The sequence below is a fragment of the Cyclobacteriaceae bacterium genome (genome assembly GCA_030584025.1).
Classification (GTDB): domain Bacteria; phylum Bacteroidota; class Bacteroidia; order Cytophagales; family Cyclobacteriaceae; genus UBA2336.
This window is the reverse complement of sequence record CP129487.1, coordinates 2,005,292-2,028,787: the sequence shown is the minus strand read 5'-3', so window position 1 is coordinate 2,028,787 and position 23,496 is coordinate 2,005,292. Positions and strand designations below refer to the sequence as shown.

Here is a 23,496-nt window from a genome sequence, read left to right as displayed (position 1 = left end):
AATACTCCCGGGATGGGGACGACTACAACTTTCTCTCTGGGGGGTCAACTTCAAAATATTCTGGGTAATTTAAGGTTTGTATCAACTGGTTCCCCGACTCCCCGTGTAGTAAGATTAGCAAGCTCTACCTCTGGTTACACGCTAACGGTTGGTGGTGATTTTATTGTTGAAGGTGGGACCTACTTTCTTTCGAATTCCTTGAGTTCATCCTCATTAATTTCTGTTGCTGGTAACTTTAGTATGTCTGCCGGTAATCTTGGATTAACTCAAACTAATGCAAGTGACATAACTTTAAGTATTAATGGAAATTTTGAAAAAACTGGCGGCACTCTAAATTCGGGTGCAGGAGTGGGAGCAAAAAACATTTTATTTTCCGGGAATGGTTCTGACCAAAATTATTCGGTTAACACACTGACAGCTGCATTTAATTTTATAGTTCAAAGTGGTTCGGTGTTAAACCTAGGAACAAATCCTTTAATAACATCTGGAACGAATGGAACATTCACCTTGAATGGTACAGTTAGAGTAGGTTCATTAAATTCCTCAGGCGCAATACAGGGTAACATACCTATGTCAACTCGACTTTTTAATTCGGGTAGTCGGATAATCTACAATGGGTCAGCGCCTCAGTTTATGGGAAGCGCCCATCCAAATGATGTTGCTGGTGTTACAACTGAAATTGACAATGCGTCAGGGGTTACGTTGGCAGCAGACGTGACACTTGGAGGTAATCTAATATTGACGAATGGTAATCTCTCTGTCTCAAATAGAACCCTTACATTAAATGGTGGATTTACCCCGAACTCAAATTTCTTGAATGTTTTAAGTACTTCCAGTATTTCCATTGGTGGTACGGGTGCTTTTGGAACTTTGCGAACCACTGGCAGCACTACTATAAATAATTTTACGTTAAACCGGCCGGCAAGTGGTTCGGTGACGCTTGGTACAGATTTGACCATAGCCGGAACACTCACCCAAACTGTGGGTGATATTATTCTGAATGGTAGAACGCTTACCATAAGTGGCCCGTACTCAAGAACAGATGGAAGCTTCGCTATTGATGCAAGTTCTAATTTCATTGTGAATGGTTCAGGATCATTACCGGCCGGAATTCAATTCATTACACCACAAGCATTGAACAGTTTAACATTGGATAGGGCATCCGCAACCCTGGCAACAAGTTCGAGCTTTACAGTGACTAACCTTAATTTGCGTTCCGGTACGTTCAATAATACTGGCACCATTACCATCGCCACGGGAGGCGTAATAACCAGAACTGAAGGTAGTTTGATCAGCAACACGCCAACTGCGCAAACTTCGTATGACCTGGTTTATGACATTTCAACAAATATTTCATCCGGAGCCGAAGTACCGAATTTAACAACGGAGCTCCGTCATGTTACCAAACTGGGTGGGGCAACCCTTACACTTACTGAGCCTTTTACAATCAATGGCGATCTTACATTATCCAATGGTATTTTCGATGCGGGATCAAATGCCATAGATTTAAAAGGAAATCTGCTTGCAAATTCCACATCGATACTTACCAGCAGTCCGTTTACGTTTAGCGGAACAACCAATATCAGTGGTGGTGCCCTGATTCAATTTGGTGAAGTAACCATAACCGGTACGGTAACACCAACAGTAAATATAAGAATTGACGGAGACCTTGTTAATGATGGAACATTAAACGCAGGTACTGGTTCTCAGACGGTAACCTTTGGTGGGAATACAACCATTTCAGGAGCAAGCGCGCATAACTTTAATAATGTTACCATTACGGGAACGTTGGTGGCACCCTCTGTCATGAGTGTGGCCGGCAATTTTGCCTTGAGTGGGGGAACGTTTACGAATTCAACCGGTACGGTGGTGTTTGCGGGAACAACAACGATCACAGGCTCGCCACAGTTTCATAATATAACTGTTAATACAGGGTCAACGTTAAATGGTCCATCCAATTTGACATTGGCGGGGAACTTTATTGTAAATGGAACATTTAATCCAGGTACGGGAAGAGTTACGTTTAACGGAACAATAAATCAGGATGTGAACCGAACAGCCGGTACTGCCGGTATAGTTAATCTTTTTAATATAACTGTAAATAAGTCTAGTGGCTCATTGAATTTTAGAGGTGCAATAGCAAATACTATTTTCAGAATTCAAAATGAATTTACCTTGGCTCAGGCAGGTTCTTCTACACCTGATGTTGATTTTGATGGACCTGGTGGAACAGGAAATGTCGTGTTGGCTTCGACCGCTACGCGGACGGCTAAAGTAACTTCTGTACCTGCAGGTGCTCAAATCGTTGGAAATTTGACTGCCGAGCGTTTTGTGCAAAATGATGATGGACTGAGGGCATGGCGTTACCTGGCATCTCCATTGGAAGGTGCTACAGTGGCGGACTGGCAAGGTGAAATTCAGATTACTGGTCAATTTTCAAATCCGTCAACCGGAGGATCAATTACAAATCCAAATGCTCCATCGATGTATAGATGGACAGAAACAAATGGTGGAGATGCCAATAACCGGTATGAAGTATGGCCAAACAACATTTCTCTTCCGGCAAGCTCTTTTGCTTTAACAAACGGTAGGGGCTATGCAACTTATATTCGCAATGTTGGTAACCCGGTATTAACAACACGCGGTACGCTAAGATTTGGAGATGTTGGAATTGGTCTGACGATAACCGGTTCAGAACCCGATGCGGCAGGGTTTAACCTGGTAGGTAATCCGTATCCAGCTCCAGTTGACTGGGATTTGGTTTCGCTACCTGGAGGTGTCAGCACAATTATATCCATGCTGGATAATGTAGGTAATGGCGGATTGGGTAATGGTCAGTATGTCTATTATACACAGGGTGGCCCTCAGGTTGGTACGTTTAACGGTATTATAGGCAGTGGGCAAGCCTTTTGGGTAGAGACCTCGACCAGCACTACGCTAACATTCAGTGAGTCGCATAAAGCTTCTGATATTAACCCGGTGGTTATTCGGGAGAGACAACTTGCTAACATACTTCGGATAGGTGTTGAGGGAAATGGGTGGAAAGATGAGACTGTTGTTTATTTCCGCGATGAAGCCTCCGATGAGTATGATATGAGTTTTGATGCCCGCAAGCGCGAAAATGAGTATATCAACCTATTCACCTACCAGCAAAGAGAAGCCGGCATGGAGAAGTTTGCGATAAATGCATTAAAGGATATCAATTGCTCACGTGAGATTTCACTTGGTATGGAGAAGTTTAGTCAGGGAACTTATAGTTTCTACTTCACCGAATTGGAGAGTTTTGACAAGACTTACATCTTCACATTGATTGATAATTTTACAGGTATTTCAACTTCATTGGAAGAGGGTGCTTACACGTTCCAGGTTACCGAGAATCCTTTATCCAATGGAAATGAACGTTTTAAAATAATGATCAGTGAGGTCGGCATTAACGCAGCATTGTCTGTTCAGGGTGATGAAGAATGTGATGTTGTTTCAGCATCCATAAATATAGAACAGACCGAGCCGGAAGTATTTTATCAGGCTTATTTTGATGGTGTGGCACTTGGTGAAGCCGTTTCGGGGAATGGATCATCCATTTCTTTGAGCCTCACAGGTGGAACATTTGAACCAGGTGTATATGAAATTCCTGTCAAGGCTTTCAATTCTTGCAGCGAATTATTCCTGGATCAAAAAGCCAGTCTGGTAATAATAGATGTGCTTGAGGCAGAGATAACCAGTGAAGGGAATACTCTTTATTCTAATTACACATCGGGTAACCAATGGTACTTGGATGGAACACCAATTGAAGGTGCAACGGGACAGGCATATGAGGCTTCAGCTTCAGGCTTATATAAATTGGTTGTAACAACAACTGAAGGATGTACAACGGAGGCGGATCGCCAATTTGTGATAACCTCCAATGAAACCGGAATAGATCAGGAAATTCGCGTCTATCCAAATCCGGTACAATCAATTGTTAAAGTGGAGGTTCGGTCAGCTGGACCGGTTGAAGTGAAGTTAATGACCACCCTCGGAGTCGAATTGACTTCGAAAGCATTAACAGGTTCAGGATTTGAGAAGTATGCTGAGTTCGATCTATCCAATCAATCCAATGGAATGTATATATTGCACGTTCAGAAAGGTGGACGCGTACATCAGGTAAAAATTATTAAGACCAACGAATGAAGACCCGCGCTTTAATCTGTTTATTTCTGCTTTTGTCTGTGATGGTTTGGGCTCAGCCTGGCGATCCGGGGGGAGACCCGGATGTTCCCCTTACAGGTATTGAATGGTTACTGCTAGCGGGTGGTGCATTGGGTATTAAGCGATTTCTGTCACGAAAGAAGGAAGGGAATTAAAATTTCCGGTTTTGTTTTCACGTCTTATTCATAATCTTAAAATCCTGCCCCGGTGGGTCATTGTTTGTATTGACCTGTCTATTCTGGCGTTTTCAGCGCTCCTTGCATACCTGCTTCGCTTCAACTTTTCCATAGGGGATATTACGGCAAGTGATTTCAAAACAGGTATCCTCGTGTATACCGCGAGCGGAGCACTAGCTATTTTTATTACTGGGAGTTACAGGGGCATCATTCGGTATACCGGTATTCAGGATGGTGTTCGGATATTTTATATGTTGTTGCTGAGCGTTGCCCTGGTTGTTTTTGCAAATCTGGTATTGCATTACAACACTTCGAGAAATCTTATCCCGTATTCTGTAATATTCATTGCCCTACTATCCTCATTTCTTTTTCTTTTCAATTACCGACTGTTGGTTAAATATTTCTTTGCGTACTACCGTAATGCATTAACCAAGCGTAGTAACATCCTCATCTATGGTGCTGGTCAGTCAGGAATGATTACGAAGCAAGTTATTGAGGCGTCTTCAACCATGCGCGTAGTTGGATTTTTGGAAGATGATACCAATAAAGCAGGGAAGGCCTTATCGGGTGCACCTATCTACTTTAATCGTTCACGATCCAATATTGAAGATCTACTGATTTCATTGAATGTAGATGAATTGATTATTACGGTTAAGGATTTACCCTTTGATAGAAAGTCTGAAATTGTTGATTGTTGTTTGAAGCATCAGGTTAAGATCAGAACCATTCCGCCCATTGAACGGTGGGTAAAGGGAGAACTCAGCCTGAATCAAATTAAAGACGTAAACATCGAGGATCTGCTCGGTCGGGAGGCGATACAATTATCAAACGAACATGTAAGCCGCGAGTTGGCCGGAAAGGTAATCTGCGTTACCGGTGCTGCCGGATCAATTGGTAAGGAGATTGTGCTACAGGTGATCAATTACAGACCCATTAAAGTGGTTCTTATTGATCAGAATGAATCAGCCCTTTATGATCTTGAACTTGAACTAAAACGCTTTTCAAATTCCGTTGCGATCTTTCCTTACCTGGCTGATATAACGAATCACGAGCGCATTGAATCTGTTTTCAAGGAGCACAAACCACAGATTGTATTTCATGCCGCAGCCTATAAGCACGTACCCATGATGGAGGGGAATCCCTCCGAGGCTGTACTTTGCAATATTCTGGGAACCAAACACCTGGCGGATATGGCTGTAAAGCACGCGGTTGACAAGTTTGTGATGATCTCAACGGATAAGGCCGTAAACCCAACCAATGTAATGGGGTGTTCAAAGCGTATCTCGGAGATTTACGTTCAGTCACTCAACAATCAGTTGGAGAAACAAGGCGTACGTCATACGCTATTTGTGACCACTCGTTTTGGTAATGTTTTAGGTTCGAATGGATCCGTAATTCCATTATTTAAGAAGCAAATACAGGAAGGGGGACCGGTTACCGTTACTCATCCCGAAATTACGCGTTACTTCATGACCATTGCAGAAGCTTGTCAGCTTGTGCTAGAGGCTGGGGCAATGGGTAAAGGCGGGGAAATATTCCTGTTCGATATGGGGCAATCCATTAAGATTCTTGACCTCGCTAAAAAGATGGTACAACTTTCGGGCTTGGAGCCGGGTAGGGATATTGAAATTGTATTTACTGGTTTGCGGGAAGGGGAGAAGCTCTTCGAAGAATTACTTGGTGATAAAGAAAACACCATTCCAACCCACCACCCAAAAATCATGAAGGCAAGGGTGCTGGAGTACGAATACGCTGACATCAATAACTATATCGAGTTATTCTGGGATTTGCTCAACGACCGAAATGAATTGAAAATGGTTGCGCTGATGAAAGAACTGGTGCCCGAATTCAAGAGCAATTACTCACGTTACGAAGTGCTCGATAGAAAGAAATAAATAAATTACCTTCTTCTTTTGTAATAAGCTTTACGCTTAGACCGGTAGAGTTTACTGTTTGAATTCCAGAATACTTCATCGGGTATGTAATACTCAACCTTCAATTGTAAAAAGAAGTAGCCATCATTCTTTTCAGGATTTCCACGTTGTAAGCCTGGAGGCGCTGGAGCTAATCCTAATTCAGGTCTGCGGTCAGCCAACGCTGCAGCAATTGGATCTGAAAAAGAAGCTGGATCTTTATGCACAGTGCTAACGTCATCCAGGTAATCTGTAAAGGTTGCCCGATAAGCCCCTTCAAGGGCTACGTTTACGAATGGGTTGAGCATCACGCGTGCGCCAAGTCCGTAAGGGATAACTAAATTAAACCTACTATACTTAACCCCTTCAGTTTGTAAGGGCTGGAGTGCGTATTTCTCCCCCTGATATTCAGCTTTAGGATTGGAATAGAGTACGCCAACCCCCGCAAAACCATAAACGTTGAATCTTGGGCGTTGATAGAACCGTTGACCTAATGGAAACAAACTCACAGCTCCTGTAGCATTAAGTTCAAAATTACTAGACGTAAAAGACAGGTTTCTTCTTACCCTACTGCCATCATTTGCCTTGGCATCGTCCCCTTGAATCTGAAACCAGGTAAGTTCAGAGCGAACGCTGATTCTGTTGGTAAAGAAATATTGTAGTCCTAAGTTTATTGAGGGTTTAGCATCAAAATTGTCACCGGGATTAGCTAATTCCCCAAAATACGTGGCATTTCCAATTCCAATCGAACCAATAATCGAACGCTCCCGTCTTACCGCGTAAAAGCTTTGGGCATCAGCCCATTCGGGTAAAAACAGCAATACAACCAACAGCAGACGTAAAAATCTCATAGCAAGTGCGTTATATCCCACTAAGGTAGGGGATTTTGGTCTTTTTTTAAAATCAATCTCAGGCCAGTACTTCTTTCACCTTGGCAGCGGCATCCTTCAGCAAAATGGCCGAAAATACCTTTAAACCAGATTGTTCAATGATTTTGGCACCTTCTTCGGCATTGGTGCCTTGTAACCGTACGATAATCGGTACGTGTATGTTGCCTATTTTCTTGTAGGCCTCCACCACGCCATTGGCCACCCGGTCGCAGCGAACAATACCACCAAAAATGTTGATCAGGATGGCTTTTACGTTCGGATCTTTTAAGATAATCCGGAACCCGGCCTCAACGGTTTCGGCATTGGCACCACCACCAACGTCAAGGAAGTTGGCGGGCTCCCCACCGGATAACTTGATGATGTCCATCGTGGCCATCGCTAATCCGGCTCCGTTCACCATACAGCCTACATTTCCATCAAGCTTCACATAGTTCAGTCCTGCTTTTCCGGCTTCCACTTCCAACGGATCTTCTTCCGAAAGGTCGCGTAGCTCGGCCAGGTCTTTATGGCGGTACAGTGCGTTGTCATCAAGATTTACCTTCGAGTCAACGGCAAGTATCTTATTATCAGAGGTTTTGAGCAGGGGGTTGATTTCAAACATGGAGGCATCCAGTCCGATGTAGGCGTTGTATAATGATTGAATGAATTTCACGCCCTCCTTGAAGGCATTTCCTTCCCAACCCATCGCGAAAGCTATTTTACGCGCCTGAAATCCCTGTAGTCCAATGGTCGGGTCAATCCACTCTTTCACAATCTTTTCAGGATGCGTTTCAGCCACTTCTTCGATGTTCATTCCACCCTCAGTAGAGGCCATGATAACAGGAATGCCTTTGGAGCGGTCCAGCAAAATGCTCATGTAATATTCTTTCGGCTCCGATTCGCCCGGGTAGTACACATCCTCGGCAATTAAAACCTTGTTTACCACTTTTCCATCGGGTCCTGTTTGGTGTGTTACCAATGTTCCGCCTAGTATACCTTTTACCTTTTCCGGAACTTCCGCCAGGCTTTTGGCCAATACAACGCCTTTCGATCCGGTCTCCTTAACAACCCCTTTTCCGCGGCCTCCGGCATGAATCTGGGATTTTATAACAAACCATTTAGTGCCGGTTTCGGCCTGCAATTCCTTGGCGGCTTGTATAGCGGCATCCGGGTTGTCGGCAACGATGCCGCGTTGAATGGCTACACCATATTTCTTCAGTATTTCCTTTCCCTGGTATTCGTGGATGTTCATGTATTTTTATTTTGAGGCTAAACTACTTTATTTAACCTTTTAATTCAAAGAAATCTGTGTGAATACGCCTCTTGTAAAAGCTGTTGATATCCGGAAATCATATGGTGCATTGAATGTACTGAAAGGGATAGACCTGGAAGTGGCAGCCGGTGAAGTGGTGGCCATTGTGGGCGCTTCCGGTGCGGGTAAGAGTACGCTACTTCATATTTTAGGTACATTGGATGTGCCGGATCAGGGCACACTTTTTTTACGCGATCAGGATGTGTTCCGGTTTTCATCAACCAAGCTGGCGGCTTTCCGAAACAAGTCGGTTGGGTTTGTTTTTCAGTTCCACAATTTGCTGCCGGAGTTCTCGGCTTTGGAAAATGTGATGATTCCCGGTTGGATTGCGGGACGAAGCAAACAAGAAATTACGCAGCGCGCTAAAGAATTACTTACCATGCTCGGCCTGGCATCCCGTATGGAGCATAAACCATCTGAGATGTCGGGAGGGGAGCAGCAACGCACAGCCGTAGCGCGGGCATTGATTAACGATCCGGTGTTGGTGCTGGCCGATGAACCCAGTGGAAACCTGGATTCAAAAAATGCACAAGAATTGCATCAGTTGTTTTTCGATCTGCGCAAGCAACTGAACCAAACGTTTATCATTGTTACGCACAACCAGGAGTTTGCCGGAATGGCTGACCGAACCATTGAAATCAAAGATGGGCAGGTGGCCAAACGCTGATGTCAGCGTCTTCTTTTTTTAACCGGCTTTCGTTTTACTTCCTTGTCTTTTGTACTTCTGCCTTGCTTACGGTCTTTCAAATCAACGTTGATTACATATGCAGCAGTAAGCGAAAGAATTTTTTCATTCGCCCGTAAATTGTCTTCAAAGTTTTGCCAACTGTATGAGGCGCTGTTGCGTGTACCGTAATAGGTGTGGCCCGAAACAAACCGTAGCTCCAGATTTAGTTTTCTGGCTCCGCCCAACGGGGCTTGCATCCCCAAGCCAAAGTTTAAACCGAATAACCAGCGGTTGACATCATTGAGGTACATCTTATTGTCGATCAGGCCGGTGAATTCTTCATCAAACACTATGGTGTAGGCTTGTCCTTCATTATCGACAGAGCCAACCACACCATCACCATTCAACCAGTAACTGATTTGCGGCCCGATAGAGAAGTACCAATCGGCAACTACATTTTTGGAAAGATTGAAACTGAATGAACGTTGTAGCAATAATGAAAAGTCGGTGAAGCGATAGGTTGCATTGTTTTGCGAAAACCCATTATTGAAAATCACTTTTCTACCCCGTTGCGAATAACCACCCTCAAAAATGCAGGCGTATTTTTTTTTTGAGGGGGAAGCCAATAATTCCTGAAACGCTATATCCTAACTTTGGTTTGCTATCAAATTCCTGACGATCATCTTTATCACCATAGGCTGACCACAATACCAGCGGGCCGCCCTTAACCCCAAGAGATAGTTTTTGCGCATGCAAGAAGGTCGATTGCGAAAAGGATCAGAATGCTGACACCAAGCAGTTGTTTAAAAAACTTGCTAAAGAATCTGGAGTCCATTCGTCTGAATTTTGGGGTATAGTTCGCTAATTTTCGCTAAATTTAGGATATTATTGGATACCTTTGCCTGATTGATTAACGCTAATTTTTTAATCGTATTGGTTTTTGAATCATGATCTTGTTTGATCATGAACAACAGAATAGACTTCATTGATGTACAGAATTAGTCGGTTCTATTTTTTATGTGTATGGCTAGCGTTATTAACCGGAGAAGTATTCTCCCAGGATGCCGCGAACTTTACGCAATTCTTCATCAACCCGTTTAGTTACAATCCTTCATATGCGGGTACTGATGGAAGAGCCGCTTTGTTTGTGGGCTATCGAAAACAGTGGGCAAACATACAAGGTGGACCAACTATTGCGAATCTTTCTTTACACGGTCAAACTACAAAAGCAGGATTGAATTTTGGTTTGAATGTAATCAATGATACACGCGGTGTATTGAATACCTCGGGGTTATCAGTTGCCTTTGGATACTCCGCTTCGTTGTCGGATCAGGTTTCACTTCGTTTTGGTGTTTCGGTTGGGGGAGCCTGGAACATGGTTAACCTGGAAGAAATTGAAGATGCATCTGATCCGGCTCTTGCTGAGTTGTTGGATCAGAATGCTTTCCTGCTCGGCAACGCTGGAATATCGTTGCATGCCAAAACATTTCACCTGGGGGTATCGCTGCCATCTATATTTTCACCATCGTATGTAAGTGTAGATCCGTTCTCTTTCAAAGAAGTCAAGCCTTTTCAATCTGTAATTGTCAGCGCCAGCAATCGGTTTTACTTTGGTGGGGATAAACACATTTTTGAACCTTACGTATTGTATCGTATCAACACCGGTTTGCCTTCACAATATGAGGTTGCCGGTGTGGTTCACCTGAATCATGTTATATGGGTTGGTGGAAGCTATAAACAGGATTTCGGCATATCCGCATTGGGCGGTGTTAAGATTAATCACACCATTCTTATTGGAGGATCTTATTCTTTGAAAAATACCGGCATCAATGAACTGAACAGTCCAACTTATGAGGTGCAAATGAGTTATCTACTTGGTCAGCGAAAGCGAAATGTACCGCACTATTCTTTCGTTGATGCTGAAAAGGAAAAGCCTAAGAAGCGTAAGTCCGCCAGCGAGTTGATCGCTGAACGTAGAAAAGAACAAGAGGCTGAGCAAAAGAAACGCCAGGAAGAACTGGCCAAAAAGCAACGCGAGGAGCAATTGGCGAAAGAGAAAGCGGCAAAAGAGCGTGAGGCCCAACTACGGGCTGCTCGTGAGGCCGAACAAAAGCAAAAGGAAGCAGAAGTGCTCGCAGCCAAACAGGCAGAACAAAGACAAAAAGAGGCGGAAGCGCAGGCGGCACGACAAGCTGAATTGAACAAACAACAGGCACAACAACAAGCGGTACAAACTCAACCCCAACCCCAACAGCCTCAGCAACAACAAACGCAACCAGTTGTAGTACAGCCTCAGCCTCAACAACGTCAACCTGTTGTGGTTCAACAACCTCAACAAACCCAGCCACAGCCAGTAACACCTGTAGAGCCCCCGTTGGAAGATCATAGTCATGATGGCGGAGCTCGATTCAGAAGTCAATTATATGTGCCGGTTTATGTAAGCGATGAAGAAAATGAACGTACATTAAGGTTAGAGGAGCATGCTGCTGACCCAGATGAGCACCATGGAGAGGATCCGGATTTTCATCCCAATGCCGAGCGCCATGAATTTGTCAAGCGTGGTGGGCATCAGGATGAAATGGATACGGGTGATTTTGTGGTGGTCGGTACCTTCCGATCCAAGGAAAATGCCATACACTTTTCTGAGGGGCTGGTAAAATTGGGTTTCACCGCTGATTACGGCCATTTGACCGAAAAAGAGATGTGGTACGTTTACGTTGCCCAGACAAACGATATTAATACTGCACGCACCGAACGTGATAAATACAGAAAAATGAAAATTTTCAGGGATGCCTGGCTGCTAACGGTACACCATTAATTAAACTATGCGCTCAGTTATTTTATATGGAGTAATACTTTTGATGTCGCTGGTGGTGGCTTCTGCCCAGGTGCCTGCAATCAGTAGTTTCGATCAGGTTACCGATTACCCGTTCTCAACCGTACGCATTAATGGCTCAGGCTTCAGTGCAAACGCGGCACAATTGCAGGTTTGGTTTGGTTCTGTAAAAGGTACTATTTTATCAGCATCAGAAACATCAATTGCCGTTCGCGTACCTGCGGAGGCAAGGGTAAGCAGTGTTGAAGTAATTAACCTGAGCACCAGACTTTCAGCCCGGTCATCAAAAAAGTTTGTTTCAAATTTTAGTGGGGTTCAACCTTTCACTACAAATTTTACGAATAACGCCTTTTCAAACCCAGACGATATTTTTGATTTGTGTTCCTGCGATTTTGATGGAGATGGAAAGCCGGATATGGCAGGCTCAAAATTCAGGGATGGGAAATCCAACATCATGCTACTGCGCAACACCAGTACAGTTGCGGCTAATAACACTACCCTTAGTTTTACCCAAACTTCACTTACGTTAAGTGTGCCCACTTTTAGCGTTACCTGTGGTGATTTGAATGGTGATGGTAAACCTGAATTGGTGGCGAGCAGAGGTGGAACCGTTACAGGTAGCAATATTTATGTATTCCCAAATACCAGTAACGTAGGTACAATCTCCTTTGCTGCACCAGTAACCTTGAATCTTCAAACCGGAGACTTCGCCAAAGAAATCGCCATTGCCGATTTGGATCGCGATGGTAAGCCTGAAATCATTGTTACCAACGGCCAAACCAATAACCTATACATCTTTGATAATAATGTAAGCGCAGGCGTGATAAATGCCGATGCCTTTACCCGTGTTGAAAAAACTGTAGTCGGGGCAACCAATACGCTTGCCCTTGATGTAGCTGATTTTAATGGTGATGGTTGGATTGACATTGCTTTTTCTGCCAACACCAATGCACAGCGTGTATTCATTTATAATAACCCCGCGAACGGCTCACTAAATTTCTCAGCTATTTCCAGTATATTAATCAGTGGAAGTACCAACATCAATGATATCGCTTCCGGAGATTTTAATCTGGATGGCCGCATGGATTTTGTCGTAGCCGATCGTGGTGCCAACAAAGCATTTGTTTACCTCAATACCGGAGGGTTTGCATTCAGTTCAGTGAATTCAACCACAGGCTTCCCCTCACCAACGGCATGGGGTGTTGATGTAGCCGATATGAACGGAGATGGTTTCCTTGATTTTGTTGTGGGCAACCGTGACTTCGCAAGTCCGCAACTCAATGTTTATATCAACAATGGAAATGCGACTCCTGGTTTTGGTCAACATACAATCGTTACACCAAAGGCCAACTGGTTTGTGCGTGCAGCTGATTTCGATGGGGACGCCAAACCCGATATTGCCATCACTTCCACAAACAACGTGGCCAGTTTTTCCATTGATGTATGGAAAAACAGGAATTGTCATCAGCCGGTTATTTTCAATGATGATCCGGTAACAATATGTAACGGTCAGACGATTGAGCTTGCCAGTATTCCCATGCAGGGCGTTGCTTTCTCGTGGAGTTCAGGTGGAACAGGCCCAACCAAAAGCATAACCTTTGCCGATGCGCCTTCCACCATTACATTGACAGCAGTAGGTGAGGGTGGCGCCTGCTCACAACAAGCATCGATTAGTGTAATAGCCGGTGCCGGAAGTGCGCCAGCCAATCCGGTAATCAATGCGCCTGCGGCAGTATGTGCCGGCAATACATTAACGCTAAGTACAACTACTACAGCAACACAATATTTTTGGACGGGGCCGGCAGGGTTCAGTTCAAATCAACAAAACCCTGCCGGTATACCCAATGTGGCAGCCGTTAATGCGGGTACGTATTCGCTTCAGGTACAATCAGGTGATTGCCGAAGCAATGTAACCACGGTAAATGTAGATGTGGTAGAGCCTGCTTCCTTCTCCATCGCCACCAGTACAGGAAGTTCGAAGGTATGTACAGGTCAGGCTATTACGCTTTCTATAAATCCGGTAGCCGGGTATGATTATCAATGGAAGAAGAATGGATCAAATATTATCGGGCAAACGGGAGCATCCTTATCCATTGCATCGGCTGCAGCCGCTGATGCAGCGGCATATACCGTATTGGTTTCTCATCAAACCATTACCTGCACAAGTGAAACGAGCGTATTAAATCTTCAGGTAATCAATACTCCGGTTGCATCGTTTACGACAGCGCCTGCATTGGTATGTGTAGGCACAGCTGTAAACTTTAACAGTGCAGGCTCCATGTTTGACAATGCTGAGGCGGTTGCTTATGCATGGGAATTTGGAGATGGAGACGTAGGCACAGGACAAACCACTACGCATACGTACACAGCCGCGCAAGTTGGCATAGTGGCACGACTTACGCTAAGCTACCCGGGTGTAACAGGCTGTTCAAATAATACAACCCGGAATTTTAATGTAAATGCAGCAACACCGCCTGAAATTGTTGCCGATCCCGATGTAACTGACATATGTGCTGATGGTTCAGAATCTGTCAACTTGAGTGTGGCGGGTTCATTCACCAGCTTTTCATGGAGTACCGGAGGAAGTGGATCATCCATTTCAGTAACGCAACCGGGTACTTTTACTGTAAATACGGTTGACAACAATGGTTGTGCAGGTACTGATGAGCTGATCTTAGAACCAAAGCCTGAGTGTGACGATCCGCAAGGACCGATTGATATTACAATTCCGAAAGTTTTCTCACCTAACAACGATAATATCAATGACTTTTGGATTATTGCCAACGTTGAAAATTACCCCGATTGCAACATGAATGTATTTGACGGAAGAGGCAGAAGAATATATGAGGTAATCGGTTTTCCGGTTACAGGTTGGGATGGCACCAGCAATGGAAAAACCGTCCCTGAGGGTACCTATTACTATGTATTTGGATGCCCCAATGCAGCACCCATAACAGGTAGCGTTTTAGTAGTACGATAAATAGGTTACTTAAATTTTTCTTTTTGCGTATTTCTCCTGAGCCTTTGCGCCATGCTTGGTCATTTTATTATGATGAGAATAGGCAGGGCAGCTTGATAATTCAAAGCTGCAGGAAGCAAGGGCTAAACAAGCGATCAGACTTAGGCCAACGATAGTGCGTTTCATGTGGGTTGTTATTTTTTGATAGTTCAAAAGTAGGGCGGCTAGGCTTCGCAGGATTGCTGTTGTGCCGCGTGTTCTGATTGATGTAAGGGGAGGTGGGTAGATTTACGAAAAACGATTTTGGCTCACGAGAATCGTTTTAAATACTTAAAAGCCTTACACGGTAAAGTGGTGTAACTTAGGTGTAATTGTCTTGAATTACATTTGCGCCAATTGATATTAATGCTCTTCTAATCAAGTGGTTGGAATGAATTTGCAATGCGTAACATGAATAATAAAAGTGCCGATTTATTGCAGAATCAGCCTTTTTAGTAACAAATGGCGAAAAGTTAATTTTTGGATTGAATTCTGGCATTTTGTACCAGAAGTACACATCAGGTTACTGATGAAGGAGATTAATGGTGGGCAAATTCAATGGTTTCTTCCACCTCAACCAGCCCTTTTTCATTGATGGAGGTCAGCCTGACCGACTTCAGTTCATTGATCAGTAGCGGGTCGTATTTGGCGGCTACCCGGATGTAATTCTCCGTAAAGCCGTGCATATTGCCGTCTTCAATGTCATTTTCAAACAGCACTGTAAACTGCTGCCCCAGGTTTTCTTCGTAAAATTTCCTTCTCTTTTTGTCCGACAGAATGTGGAGCATTTTTGATCGCTCTGCCCGGTCCTTTGTGGAAACTGTACCCGGCAAAGTTGCGGCAACCGTATTATCCCGTTCAGAGTACGTAAATACATGCAGGTAGGCGATGTTAAGCTCATTGAGGTAGTTATACGTCTCCAGGAAGTCCTCGTGGGTTTCTCCCGGAAATCCCACAATTACATCAACACCAATACAAGCATGGGGCATGGTGCCTTTTATTTTCTCTACGCGACTGGTATACAATTCGCGCTGGTAACGCCTGCGCATTAACCGGAGTATTTTATTTGATCCCGATTGAAGGGGAATGTGGAAGTGCGGAACAAACTTTTTGGAGGTGGAAACAAACTCAATGATTTCGTCTGAGAGCAGGTTAGGTTCAATGGAAGAAATCCGAATACGCTCTATGCCATCCACCTGAGCAAGGGCTTTTACCAGGTCAACGAATCGTTCAACGCGGTTTCCGTTTTGTATGCCAAAATCACCCGTGTTTACACCCGTCAGTACAATTTCCTTCACGCCTGATTTAGCAATCTCCTGCGCATTCTTTACCACATTTTCAAGGGTATCGCTTCGGCTTGAGCCGCGTGCCAACGGAATGGTGCAGAAGGTACAGGAATAGTCGCACCCATCCTGAATTTTAAGGAATGTGCGGGTACGGTCGTGCAAGGAAAATGACGTATTGAAAGATTGGGCCGATTCAACTTCAGAGGCATAGACAACCGCCTCAGGCTTTCGCACAAAGCCATCCAGTAATTCTACCAACCGAAATTTTTCAGCAGCCCCGAGCACGGCATCTACACCGGGTATCTCCGAAATTTCTTTTGGCTTTAATTGCGCATAGCATCCGATGATGGCCACATAGGCATCAGGAGAAATGGCACGCGCTTCGCGCACAATTTTGTGGCATTTCTTATCCGCATTTTCAGTAACCGAGCATGTATTTATGATGAAAATGTCTGGTGACTCGGTAAATGAAACCTTTTTATAGCCCTTTTCCTCAAACTGCCGTGAAATGGTTGAGGTCTCGGAATAATTGAGCTTACAGCCCAGGGTATAAAAAGCTACTTTTCTCATGTATCGGTTTAACGAACCGCAAAGATAACCTCAGGAAATTGTTGAGCCAACGATTACGCCAGGCTTGTTGGAATATTGTTAAATGTTGGAAATAATGGCGATTATGGTATATATTCCAGTAATAATTGTTCCTCTTGTAGCTTATGAGCACCAATACCATAAAGGTTCTGCTAACCGATGATCATACCCTGATCCGTCATGGTGTGGCTGCAATGCTTAGCGATGTAGATGATGTGGAGGTTATTGGGTCAGTATCCAGTGGGGAAGATGCCATCAATGCAGTGCGGGAGAATCGGCCTGACGTTATTCTTATGGACATTCTGATGGGAGGCATGACAGGCATTGAGGCTACACGGTGGATAAAAGGAGATGATCCTACTATTAAAGTGGTCATGCTCAGTATGGAAATAAGCCGGGAGTATGTTTCTGCGGGTATTCAATCGGGTGTAGATGGATACCTGCCCAAGGATATTGACAAGGATACGCTGGTTGAAGCTATCCGCACCGTTAAAAATGGTGGTCGCTTTTTCAACGATGCGATCATGAAACTTGTGTTTGAAGATTTTTATTCCCGTGAGAAATTTAAAGCCCCATCGTTAAAACTCCCCAACGACCTGACCAAGCGTGAGTTTGAGGTACTTGGTTTGGTGGCTACAGGCCGAACCAATAAAGAGGTAGCCGAATCGCTTTTCATTAGCGTGAAGACCGTGGAAACCCACAAGACCAACATCTTGCAGAAGCTGGGCTTAAAGAATACCGCAGAATTGGTCAAATATGCCATTAAGAACAAGCTCATCGATGTAGATACCATCTAAGGGCTCATTTTTTCTCAGGGTTTTCCCTGATTTCTCAGGGGTATACCTTAAAGCGCTACTCAGGGATTACTCCAATTCTCCTCCTGATAATTTATCAACTCGAAATCAAAATCATCAGTTTTTGATGTACAGGACAGTATAATTCTATTCTGTATCCTGATTTTTCCAATATCCGATTTGCCCTGATTTTTTCGGGCTGTACGTGCTCCACCTTTGCTTCGTGATTACTGAACGCGAAGAACTATTAACAACCCAATTAAAAAATACTTTTATGGACACGTATAACAGATTTGAGTACAACATTGTAAAAGGAACATTCCTCCTGGTGCTGTTCACTGTATTGATGGTGAAGTCATGCATGGCGCAAGCACAACAACCTTTGTATAAAGGAATCGCTACAAATTTTGGTGTGCGAACCTTTACGTTAACCAGCGACATTTCTGAAATCAACAACATGACTGTTGTGCAAGAAGGAGGAAATGCCGGATTTATTATTGGAAATAATATTGTACAGGCACGTATTCACGGATTAGGATACTACTATTCCTCAGCTCGTACGCCACGTACAGTGAATATGATTGAAGTGGAAGGCTTAGCCAATTTCTATCCCATCAACCTGTTCAATAGAAACCTGGAGGCTCGTTTTAATCCTTACTTTCTGGGTGGTGTTACGCAAGATTTTATGAAGTTTCATGGCGCCTACCTGAACAATGAAAATCATCCCGTGAATTACAGTGCTGGCAGTGAGCCTTTGCTGGGCAAGATGGCTGCCACAATTACTTCTGTAGGAATGGGTTTTGAATACCGTATACAAAACTTCGGAACGTTTATCCATATTTTTTCTGAAGTGCGCTACGGCATGCCTATAAACATCAGCAGTGATGACGCATTCAGGAATACAACTCTTTCAAATCAAACATCAGTAAGTATTGGTGTAAGCTTTGGCGCCATTCGCTAACCTGTTTAATAAATTAACTCATGGAGAATTCAACTATGAAACAATCAGCAACATTTCGTCAGTGTACTGAAGAAACCCTGGCGATGCTCACATCAGTTCAAGGTTTGTTATTGCTGACTGAACGCTACTACACACACCCTGACATAAAAGATTATCTCGGGATTATTTCAACCTGCCTGTGTCGTGTTGAGCAGAATATCAAGAAGGCGGTTACACTCAGTGAGTCGGTTGCTACTAAAAATGAAAATTGAAATGAAGACGTTAATTATCATCTGCATGCTGCAAGTGCCACTTATAGTAGCAGCTCAACAAGTTGTACTTCAATCTGGAATTGAGAAAACAGTATCCAATATTGAGTACACGGCAAGGGTAGGATTCGAATTGAAATCGTTGTTTGGCATTGGTGGATTTTACCAGGCCGGTTTGCAACGGGGCACCGAGTCAAACTCATTAAATCGGGTTAACCCGTTCTTTGGCGGGTTTCTTCAAGTGCCGGTAGCCAAAAGTGAACGCTTAGCCTTTTTGATTAACGTACGTGCTGGCATTGTGAACGAGAATTTCTTTGCGGTAGTACCTGGGGTAGAAACCCGTGTACACTTAAGCCCTCGTGTAGGATTTTCTTTCGGCTCTGCGCTTCGCCATGGCCATGCATCCTTTTCTACTCGCTTGTTTCTTAAAATGTTTTAGAAAATTTAATACTTACTACTATGAAAGATACACTCTTATATGATCATACGCGAAGACAGTTGTCCCGCGAAGAAATTGAATTGAAATCTGAAAAGCTTCGTCAGCGCTTGGCAAAAGTAGCAACCGGAATGGTTGTGGCTATTCTGGTATTGACTGTATTGATTACTCTGTTTGACTTTTGATTTAACTTCCGAATCTATGAAACCCTTTCTCAATCTGTTTGTTGTATTGTCAACTTTGGTGTTGTTGGCATGCGAGCCTGCAGCTGATATGTTTAAAACCTTTACGGTTAAACAAGGAGAGCATTACTCTACGCCTCGTCTTGTTCAATCGCTTCAATCGAATACACTTCTGTTTGAGGCCCGTTTCGATGAGTCAGCTATTTATAAATTTAACGAGGAAGGATTTCAGGATTCAAAGAATAAGTTATTGGGCTTTGCTGATTGTAATTCACAACACCATGATAACAGTGCGCGTTTTGGGTGGCAGTGGTATAACGAACAATTGGAAATCTATGCCTATTGCTATGTGAACGGTGAGCGTAAGGAAGCTTTTATAGGGGTTGTTGACATTGATGCGGTTAACCGATACAGCATAACCATTGAGAAAGATGCTTACTTTTTTCAGTTAAATGATGGCGAGCCGGTTGTGATCGAACGAGGCAATACCTGTAATACGGGTGTTTACTACATGTTATGGCCTTACTTCGGTGGGCAGCTCCCAGCGCCTCACGATGTCTCTATTGATTTGAATATCCAATATTAATTCACGCCCCATGAATCGCTTTTATGTTTTGATTATTGTATTGTGCTGTTTCTTTTTCCTGTTGATGTTGGGTGTGCTATTGATCGCCAGTGTCTAACCAATAGTTCAAGAAGTTGTCATCCTGCGGTGGTAATTCACTTGACCCAGGTGGTAATTCAGATGTCCCGCCAGGTGAATCAAAAAGAAAATGGTCGTTACCGGGTATCCCCAAACCTGAACCGGATATTCCGATTCAAGTACTTCCGTATCCAGTTCTTGTAGGGTATGCTTAACCGCTTCTTTCGTTTTTAAAATTTCATCCAGCAATTGATGGCGGGGAATATGGCGCGCGGCAAATTCGTGCTCCCGATTACGTACATAGCCATTTTTATTCAGAACTGCGCCCAGAAAGTGTTGCAGGTTTCCACATAGATGGAGACAGAGTGTGCCCCCAGAATTTTTAATATCTCCGTGTAATGCCCATACCGACTCTTCATCCGGATAGAGGTTAATCTCCTTTTCGAGTTGGGTTAACTCACGATCAAAAAGCGTGGTTAAAGATGCAATGAAATCCTCCTGCATAACTTATAAAGCTAAAAGGTATTTCTCAATATGATTTATTTTCTCATCCAGCTTCTGGTTTGCGATCTCAAATCCATCCCGGCTGGAAATTGTTGTATTCACACTAATGTAGAATTTAATCTTGGGTTCTGTGCCTGACGGACGAACAGATATCTTTGTTCCGTCTTCCAGGTAAAATTGCAGTACATCAGATGTTGGAAAGTTAAGTGTGGTTGTTTCGCCTGAAATCAGATTAGTCTCTTTTAACGTCTTATAATCTAACGAACGCGTAACCGTAACCCCGTTGATGGAAGAGGGGGGATTAGACCTGAACTTCTGCATCATGGCTTTTATTTCCTGTTCGCCTTGCTGTCCTTTTTTTACCAAGTTAATCAATCCTTCTTTATAGAAGCCATGTTCCACGTACATATCAATCAGCCAATCATACAACGATTTACCTTCTTCAGCAGCCACGGCTGTCATGGATGCAAAAAAGGCACAGGCTGAAACGGCATCCTTATCGCGGATAAAATCACCAACCATATATCCGTAACTTTCTTCGCCTGCCGCAATAAACCGTTGCTTGCCTTCCAGTTCACCCATCAGTTGGGCAATGTATTTGAATCCGGTTAAGGTATTGTAACAGGCTACGCCATAGTTGCGGGCAATGGCGTCAACCAGCTCGCTGGTAACAATGGTTTTGGCGATGTACGCATCCTTTTTGTTTTTCAGATTTTTCAAAATAAACCACATCATCAGGCTAAAGGCCTGATTGCCATTCAGCAGCACAAATTCGCCTTGTTTATTCCGCACACCAATTCCCACGCGGTCGGCATCCGGGTCGGTGGCCATCACCACAGAAGCCCCAACAGCTTTTCCCTTTTCGATGGCCATTTCCATGGCTGAACGTTCTTCGGGATTGGGTGATTTTACTGTTGGGAAATTTCCGTCTGCCTTAGCCTGTTCTTCAACAACATGCACGTTGGTAAATCCAATCTGCTTCAGGCATTCGGGTACCATGGTTGAGCCCGTACCATGAAGCCCGGAAAATACGATTGGAATGTTGTGCTGTTTTTTGATGATTTCTTTTTTGGGGATCACACGGATTACTTCCTTGTAATACGCTTCTTCCACTTCTGGACCAATAGTATGAATGCGCTTTGAGTCGCCTTCAAATTTCACCATTCCAAAATCGGTGATGGATTGTACTTCCTTAATGATGTTTTTATCGTGAGGGGGAACCACTTGCGCACCGTCATTCCAATAGGCTTTGTATCCGTTGTATTCTTTCGGATTATGCGAGGCGGTCACCACAATGCCCGACTCACATTTCAGGTAGCGGATGGCATAGGATAGAAGGGGAGTTGGTCTGAGTTCTGAAAACATATACACCTCAATGCCATTAGCCGAAAACACATCCGCAGCAATTTTTGCAAAGTACGGACTGTTGTTTCGGCAATCATGTGCAATGGCCACTTTAATCGGTTTGCCTGCAAAAGCTTTCAGTAAATAGTTGCTAAGCCCTTGTGTGGCCACACCCACGGTGTATTTGTTCATGCAGTTCGAACCTGCGCCCATAATGCCACGCAAGCCACCGGTTCCAAACTCGAGGTCTTTATAGAAATTATCGATTAGTTCACGAGAATCGGAATTGTCCAGTAAAGCCTGTACCTGCTGCTTGGTATTCGTATCAATAACTGAACTTGAAAGCCAAACCCTGGCTTTCTCCTGAATGCTTGAAAGATTAGTGTCCATTTATTTTAATGTCGGTTATAGATTTCCGCGCAATGCCTGTTCCCGTTCAATAGATTCAAACAGGGCTTTGAAATTTCCTTTACCGAACGACTTCGCGCCATTCCGTTCGATGATCTCAAAAAATACAGTTGGTCTGTCTTGTATGGGTTTGGTAAAAATCTGTAACAAATATCCCTCTTCATCACGATCAATGAGAATATTCAGTTTCTTCAATTCTTCCAGACTTTCGTTAATGGAGCCAACGCGTTCCATTACATCTTCATAATAGGTTTCGGGTACGTACAAAAATTCAACACCTCGTTTGCGTAACTCATCTACAGTATGAATGATATCGTCAGTGGCTATAGCGATGTGTTGCACGCCTGCGCCTTTATAAAAATCCAGGTATTCTTCAATTTGTGATTTCTTCTTTCCTTGTGCTGGCTCATTTATTGGAAATTTGATGTAGCCATTTCCATTCGACACTACTTTCGACATGAGGGCACTGTATTCGGTCGAGATGTCTTTGTCATCAAACGTAACCAGCAAACTGAATCCCATTACCTTTTCATAAAAATCTACCCACGTATTCATTTTACCCAGTTCCACATTTCCTACGCAATGATCAACATATTTCAATCCGATCGGTTCAACGTTAACACCACTGGTGCGTGGTTTATATCCCGGAAGGAATGGGCCGTTATACTTTTTACGCTCTACGAAAGTATGGATGGTTTCGCCATAGGTTTTAATGGCCGATACGGTAACTTCTCCAAACTCATCTTTCAACACTTTCGGTGCAAAGGCGGGTTCGGCACCTCGAAGCGTAGTTTCCTGGAACGATTTTGTTGCATCGTCTACCCATAAGGCCAACACTTTCACACCATCGCCATGTTTCTTAACGTGCTCAGCTATTTCTGAGTCGGGCTGAAGGGAGGTGGTCAGTACCAACGTAATTTTATTCTGACGAAGTACATAGGAGGCGCGGTCACGAACACCGGTTTCGGGGCCGGCATAAGCAATCAACTGAAAGCCAAAAGCATACTGATAAAACAGAGCCGATTGCTTGGCGTTGCCTACATAAAATTCAATATGATCTGTTCCATTGATGGGTAAGAAATCCTGTGCCATGGTAGTTTACTTTTGACTGGGTAAAGTTAATCTGAAAGGACTAATCTTTCA

General features: G+C 43.8%; 20 protein-coding genes. 12 read left to right on the top strand and 8 right to left on the bottom strand.

Translation table 11 applies throughout. The annotated features are described in order from the left end of the window. Positions 1 to 570: 570 nt before the first annotated feature. The 3 genes from QY309_09060 to QY309_09050 are packed head-to-tail and all read left to right on the top strand — an operon-like array spanning position 571 to position 6,259. Positions 571 to 4,170 carry a T9SS type A sorting domain-containing protein gene (locus tag QY309_09060; protein WKZ61630.1) on the top strand — a complete coding sequence of 1,200 codons (3,600 nt, stop codon included), beginning with the start codon at positions 571 to 573 and terminating at the stop codon, positions 4,168 to 4,170. Then, entirely contained in the window at positions 4,167 to 4,343 is a 177-nt protein-coding gene (locus QY309_09055) for a hypothetical protein (protein WKZ61629.1), read from the top strand. Before QY309_09060 ends, QY309_09055 begins: the two co-directional genes overlap by 4 nt. An 11-nt stretch (positions 4,344 to 4,354) precedes the next feature. Beyond that, positions 4,355 to 6,259 carry a nucleoside-diphosphate sugar epimerase/dehydratase gene (locus QY309_09050; GenBank protein WKZ61628.1) on the top strand — a complete coding sequence of 635 codons (1,905 nt, stop codon included), beginning with the start codon at positions 4,355 to 4,357 and terminating at the stop codon, positions 6,257 to 6,259. A 5-nt stretch (positions 6,260 to 6,264) separates the two neighbouring features. Here QY309_09050 and QY309_09045 read toward each other — a convergent pair whose 3' ends face one another. Beyond that, on the bottom strand, positions 6,265 to 7,128 hold the full coding sequence (locus tag QY309_09045) for a DUF6089 family protein (protein WKZ61627.1): 864 nt from the start codon (positions 7,126 to 7,128) through the stop codon (positions 6,265 to 6,267). A 58-nt stretch (positions 7,129 to 7,186) separates the two neighbouring features. Further along, positions 7,187 to 8,398: an ADP-forming succinate--CoA ligase subunit beta gene (sucC, locus tag QY309_09040; GenBank protein WKZ61626.1), complete on the bottom strand. Its 1,212-nt coding sequence runs from the start codon at positions 8,396 to 8,398 to the stop codon at positions 7,187 to 7,189. Positions 8,399 to 8,456: 58 nt separating this feature from the next. On the opposite strand from sucC, the gene QY309_09035 reads away from it, so the two are divergent. Continuing rightward, positions 8,457 to 9,125 (top strand): ABC transporter ATP-binding protein, encoded by a 669-nt coding sequence (locus tag QY309_09035; GenBank protein ID WKZ61625.1) that lies wholly within the window; start codon positions 8,457 to 8,459, stop codon positions 9,123 to 9,125. 2 nt (positions 9,126 to 9,127) lie between these two features. Here QY309_09035 and QY309_09030 read toward each other — a convergent pair whose 3' ends face one another. Further along, positions 9,128 to 9,751, bottom strand: a complete 624-nt coding sequence (locus QY309_09030) for an outer membrane beta-barrel protein (protein ID WKZ61624.1) — start codon at positions 9,749 to 9,751, stop codon at positions 9,128 to 9,130. Between the two features lie 362 nt (positions 9,752 to 10,113). Between QY309_09030 and QY309_09025 the strand changes: the two genes are divergently transcribed. Together QY309_09025 and QY309_09020 are read left to right on the top strand one after the other, a co-directional pair. After that, a complete protein-coding gene (locus tag QY309_09025; GenBank protein WKZ61623.1) occupies positions 10,114 to 11,943 on the top strand; it encodes a PorP/SprF family type IX secretion system membrane protein in 1,830 nt (609 codons plus the stop codon). Positions 11,944 to 11,950: 7 nt separating this feature from the next. Then, positions 11,951 to 14,941 (top strand): FG-GAP-like repeat-containing protein, encoded by a 2,991-nt coding sequence (locus QY309_09020; protein WKZ61622.1) that lies wholly within the window; start codon positions 11,951 to 11,953, stop codon positions 14,939 to 14,941. Between the two features lie 9 nt (positions 14,942 to 14,950). Here QY309_09020 and QY309_09015 read toward each other — a convergent pair whose 3' ends face one another. Then, a complete protein-coding gene (locus tag QY309_09015; GenBank protein WKZ61621.1) occupies positions 14,951 to 15,106 on the bottom strand; it encodes a hypothetical protein in 156 nt (51 codons plus the stop codon). A 392-nt stretch (positions 15,107 to 15,498) separates the two neighbouring features. Next, positions 15,499 to 16,815: a tRNA (N(6)-L-threonylcarbamoyladenosine(37)-C(2))-methylthiotransferase MtaB gene (gene mtaB, locus QY309_09010; GenBank protein WKZ61620.1), complete on the bottom strand. Its 1,317-nt coding sequence runs from the start codon at positions 16,813 to 16,815 to the stop codon at positions 15,499 to 15,501. A 143-nt stretch (positions 16,816 to 16,958) separates the two neighbouring features. Between mtaB and QY309_09005 the strand changes: the two genes are divergently transcribed. The 6 genes from QY309_09005 (at position 16,959) to QY309_08980 (ending at position 20,040) form a co-directional block, all read left to right on the top strand. Further along, a complete protein-coding gene (locus QY309_09005; protein ID WKZ61619.1) occupies positions 16,959 to 17,630 on the top strand; it encodes a response regulator transcription factor in 672 nt (223 codons plus the stop codon). Between the two features lie 271 nt (positions 17,631 to 17,901). Further along, a complete protein-coding gene (locus tag QY309_09000) occupies positions 17,902 to 18,588 on the top strand; it encodes a hypothetical protein (GenBank protein ID WKZ61618.1) in 687 nt (228 codons plus the stop codon). Positions 18,589 to 18,623: 35 nt separating this feature from the next. After that, positions 18,624 to 18,839 (top strand): hypothetical protein, encoded by a 216-nt coding sequence (locus QY309_08995; GenBank protein WKZ61617.1) that lies wholly within the window; start codon positions 18,624 to 18,626, stop codon positions 18,837 to 18,839. 1 nt (position 18,840) lies between these two features. Beyond that, positions 18,841 to 19,275, top strand: coding sequence for a hypothetical protein (locus QY309_08990; GenBank protein ID WKZ61616.1), 435 nt, complete (start codon positions 18,841 to 18,843; stop codon positions 19,273 to 19,275). Positions 19,276 to 19,295: 20 nt separating this feature from the next. Continuing rightward, positions 19,296 to 19,457: a hypothetical protein gene (locus QY309_08985; protein WKZ61615.1), complete on the top strand. Its 162-nt coding sequence runs from the start codon at positions 19,296 to 19,298 to the stop codon at positions 19,455 to 19,457. 16 nt (positions 19,458 to 19,473) lie between these two features. Further along, complete coding sequence (locus tag QY309_08980) at positions 19,474 to 20,040, top strand: hypothetical protein (protein ID WKZ61614.1); 567 nt, start codon at positions 19,474 to 19,476, stop codon at positions 20,038 to 20,040. Positions 20,041 to 20,145: 105 nt separating this feature from the next. Here the strand turns inward: QY309_08980 and QY309_08975 are convergent, their stop codons facing one another. Genes QY309_08975 through hppD form a run of 3 tightly spaced genes read right to left on the bottom strand, consistent with a single transcriptional unit; the run spans position 20,146 to position 23,445 of the window. Further along, positions 20,146 to 20,601: a DUF1572 family protein gene (locus tag QY309_08975; protein WKZ61613.1), complete on the bottom strand. Its 456-nt coding sequence runs from the start codon at positions 20,599 to 20,601 to the stop codon at positions 20,146 to 20,148. 3 nt (positions 20,602 to 20,604) lie between these two features. Beyond that, on the bottom strand, positions 20,605 to 22,335 hold the full coding sequence (locus QY309_08970) for a phospho-sugar mutase (protein ID WKZ61612.1): 1,731 nt from the start codon (positions 22,333 to 22,335) through the stop codon (positions 20,605 to 20,607). 15 nt (positions 22,336 to 22,350) lie between these two features. After that, positions 22,351 to 23,445, bottom strand: coding sequence for a 4-hydroxyphenylpyruvate dioxygenase (gene hppD, locus QY309_08965; GenBank protein WKZ61611.1), 1,095 nt, complete (start codon positions 23,443 to 23,445; stop codon positions 22,351 to 22,353). Positions 23,446 to 23,496 lie beyond the last annotated feature (51 nt).